This is a genomic window from Borrelia hispanica CRI (genome assembly GCF_000500065.1).
Lineage (GTDB): Bacteria > Spirochaetota > Spirochaetia > Borreliales > Borreliaceae > Borrelia > Borrelia hispanica.
The window spans coordinates 1-3,735 of the sequence record NZ_AYOU01000077.1 but is presented as its reverse complement, the minus strand read 5'-3'; the positions used below and the strand labels follow the sequence as shown (position 1 = coordinate 3,735).

5 protein-coding genes are annotated in these 3,735 nt (G+C 24.9%); 3 read left to right on the top strand and 2 right to left on the bottom strand.

Annotated features, from left to right (window positions below; genetic code table 11):
- A partial coding sequence (locus U880_RS0101965) for a DUF603 domain-containing protein (RefSeq protein WP_024654554.1) occupies positions 1-494 on the bottom strand: 494 nt, incomplete at its 3' end.
- A 154-nt stretch (positions 495-648) separates the two neighbouring features.
- On the opposite strand from U880_RS0101965, the gene U880_RS0101960 reads away from it, so the two are divergent.
- The 3 genes from U880_RS0101960 (at position 649) to U880_RS0101950 (ending at position 3,170) form a co-directional block, all read left to right on the top strand.
- Positions 649-1,383 carry a hypothetical protein gene (locus tag U880_RS0101960; protein ID WP_024654553.1) on the top strand — a complete coding sequence of 245 codons (735 nt, stop codon included), beginning with the start codon at positions 649-651 and terminating at the stop codon, positions 1,381-1,383.
- A 163-nt stretch (positions 1,384-1,546) separates the two neighbouring features.
- Entirely contained in the window at positions 1,547-1,960 is a 414-nt protein-coding gene (locus U880_RS0101955) for an Mlp family lipoprotein (RefSeq protein ID WP_024654552.1), read from the top strand.
- Between the two features lie 457 nt (positions 1,961-2,417).
- The gene (locus U880_RS0101950; protein ID WP_024654551.1) at positions 2,418-3,170 is read left to right on the top strand and encodes a tyrosine-type recombinase/integrase; all 753 of its coding nucleotides are present in this window, start codon (positions 2,418-2,420) and stop codon (positions 3,168-3,170) included.
- A 412-nt stretch (positions 3,171-3,582) separates the two neighbouring features.
- Here U880_RS0101950 and U880_RS10775 read toward each other — a convergent pair.
- Positions 3,583-3,735, bottom strand: a 153-nt coding sequence (locus U880_RS10775; RefSeq protein WP_038358896.1) for a DUF261 family protein, incomplete at its 5' end; no start/stop codon positions are given.

Sequence of the window (3,735 nt, the reverse complement as noted above, 5' to 3'; positions counted from 1 at the left end):
AGTTTCTTCATTGTTTCATAACATAACTTCATTGTTTTATCTTCTTTCTCACGTTTTAAATCTTTAAGCTTAATCTTCTTATCTTGAAGTTCTCTACTATTTCCTTTATTTTTAATCATTTTAATCTCTCTCTCCAATAGATCTATTTCTTCTATACAATCCTCAAGTTCTAATTCTAAATAATTATTAAATGCCTTCATAAACTTAAGTCCAAGTTGACTTTTCGTTATACTAAATTGACTTTTAAGCTCACGTGCTTTGGCATTGTTTTCAAGTACTCGATCTAAGACACTATTAAGAGTAGTTTTACAAATGGTTATTTTATTATCACTATCAAACTCTTTTGGATTATCTTGACTACTTGCCCATTTTTGTCTCATCTTACATACATTAGCTCGTGAAACACAAAGCTCTTTCGCTATTTCAGCATCATTTAATCGACCTTCTTCAAAATACATGGCATAATCTTCATATGCTCTTTTTACTTTATTCATATCTCTTCAACCTTCTAAATTAACAAAAATTAATTTAGCTTAACATAAACTCTATAACAAAATAACAATTTTACAAAACCAACAAACAAAAGCTTACCAGTATACTCCTAAAAGCAAAAGATCATGTATAATTTATAAATAAGGAGAATATTTTATGAATAAAAATAAAAGTATATTAATACTTTGTTTCACGTTATTTTTATATGGTTGTAATTCAAATAAACATTTAGCTAAACTTAATAATGAACCTATAAAAACAATTACAGATGAACAACACCCTACTCCAGAAAAGCCAACCATAATTCCTACTGATGAGAAAGAGGAGCAAAAAAGTAATAGAAAACCTCAAGATCAACCAAAACCTGAACTAACTACTGAAGAAAAAACGAAATTCAAAACATTAATACATGCACTTGAGATATATAAAAAAGACAACTTATTGCTTCATGAAAGATTTAAATACAAAATAAGTCAAGGATTGCAGAATATATTAAACAAATATAATATATTTCATACTTGGATTTTAGATAATGCACAAACACAACAACAAAAAGAATTAAGTAAGGCTTTTAATTACGCATATAAGCTTATATATAATAAACTACAAAGTTTAAAAAATAATATGACTATGATGCAATATATAGAAGGTGCTTTTTACAATTATTTATATGATAAATATAAAAACAACAATCAATATGACGGAAGGCTGTATGGGAACACATATGCAGATTCTGATAACAACTATGTAAGCTCATTTTTTAATGATCTTATACATATAGCATTTGATAAATACGATACTAATGAAAAAATATTTCAAGTAATGAAAAATGAACTTGAAAATAAAAACAGTCATACCTATAAGGATACATTAAACAAGTTGACAGACTAAAAATTATTAACAAAACAAATTATTAATTGAAGATAAGTAAACATTTAACAATTACGATTTAGTAGTTGCTAATCAAATAATAATCAAAGTAATTCATACAACATAACAATAATCGCTATATATTTTAAAATCACAAATATGTATTAAAATGAGGAGATTTTATATGAAAATAACCAATTTTACTTTGATTTTATTACTACTAATGAGTAGTTGTGATCAAGAAAATAACACAAATAAAGGAATTAAGAGCAGAAATAAAAGAGACTTAGAACAACAAGTAGAAGCACAAAAAACACCTGAAGAAACATTAAGAGAAAAGTTAAGTGAAAGTCAAATAAAAGGTCTAGATTTTTTAAAAGAAGCTTTGAGTAGTGAATCTGAACTCAATAAATTTTTAAATGCAGACGAATCTAAAATAAAAGAGGCTCTTGATCACATTCAATCAGAACTTGCAAAGTGTACAGGAGATGACGCAGAACAACAAAAAACAACATTTAAACAAGTAGTAGAAGGTGCTTTGAAAGAGGGCTTAGATAAATTCAAAGACCAATCATCTAGCAATTGTGGAAATAATTAAATAAGATCATCAATCTACAAAACAAATTTCATAAATAGAATTTAAAAATAAGATTTAAGAAAGAAAGTATACAGATTTTCATACAAATAAAAGGATAAATAAAAAGATTTAAAAAAAGGAATAAGTAAACAAAATGTTAACTTGAAGTTAACACAGAAGTGAGATTTAAAAAAAGAAGAGAGATATCTCTCATTGCAAATAGATGGGTCGTTAAAATGAAATCTATAAAGAATAGAGACTAAATTTTTAAGTATTTGTTAAAGCTAGCACAAAGTTTATTAGATATTTTGTGCTGCACCTTTAAATATTAGCCCTTCTGATTAAAATACATGTCTTACACATTAAATTTTGCATGCAATGGAGAGACATATAATTTGACATAAATTAAGAGTATTTGCTAACATATTTATACATAATTTTACTTATTTTTATAGCATTTAGTTAACATATAAATTACATGAAAGAATATGAAATATTAAAAGCAAAAATCAAAGAACTAAAGAAACAAAATTCAATATTACTTAAAGAAACAAGGCAATATAAGAAAGAATTATTACAAACCAAAGGCAATCCTAAATCTAAATCAATACCAATAAGATTTTATTTAAATGATAAGACCATAAGATTGGTAAAGAAAAGTATAGAAAAACTTAAACTAATAGATCCAATCTCAGGTTGGTTTGTTCATATACTCTCAATTACAGGTTGTAGAGGAGTAGAGATTCAAAATACAAGAATTGATGACATAGTAAGAGAAGAAAATAATAATGGTGATGTATTTTATAGTTTACGTGTAAATGTTGCAAAGAAGCGAACCAGTATTTGCATTAGAGAAGTAGTAATAAGTAAATCTGAATTTGAATCTATAGAAGAAATTCATAAACTTCATTTTAAAAATAAAGGACAAGATTCAAGACGTACTTATCTATTTCAAAAAAGTAAACATCGCTTTAAAGATAATAGAATAAATATAAGTGAAATTTCAAAACAATTTAAAGAATTACTTACAAAATCAGGATTTAAACACCGTAAATCACTACATATATGTAGAAATATATTTATTGCAACACTTAAAAGCAAAGGATACAATTCATTTGAAATTAAAGAATTAATGAAATATGCATCAACAGCTGAAATAGATAATGTTTATGGCCTCTCTAAAGCAAGTAAATTAAAAGCATATCATGATATTAAAGATGGTTTTAAATAATATTGTATATTTCATGTATTGCTATATAATCCATAAAAAGATAACATTAAATCAATATATTACTATAAACTAACAAAAAGAAGTTACAATTCTCTTTGTTAGAATTTTTTATTTTAGAAATAAAGGTTATACATAGGTTGAAGATAATTCAACACATAGCTATTATATAATTAAAATTAACAAAAATCAAGATTTGACATAATAAAAAAAACGTATGTTTCCTTTTATTATTCATTAGGGGAACATATAAATCAAAAACATACATCATAGGTTAAAAAGAAATAATCTCAGACATACATAGTATACAATCAAATTTAGCAAAAATCAATATTTAACATAATAAATAAGCATAAAAAAAAGGCATATAGCCTTTTAATAATAATACCAATAATGGAGCTAATAAATTGGGAATTCATATTTTTCTAAATATACGCTTAGATTTAAGATGATATTCTTGCCCTCTATCTTTAAGAAAAAGAGGATCATATAAAACTTCTGTATTATTTGTTGCCATAAAATGGGACCCAATATTATTCTTTATTTTAACTTCACTTATCTCAAATTC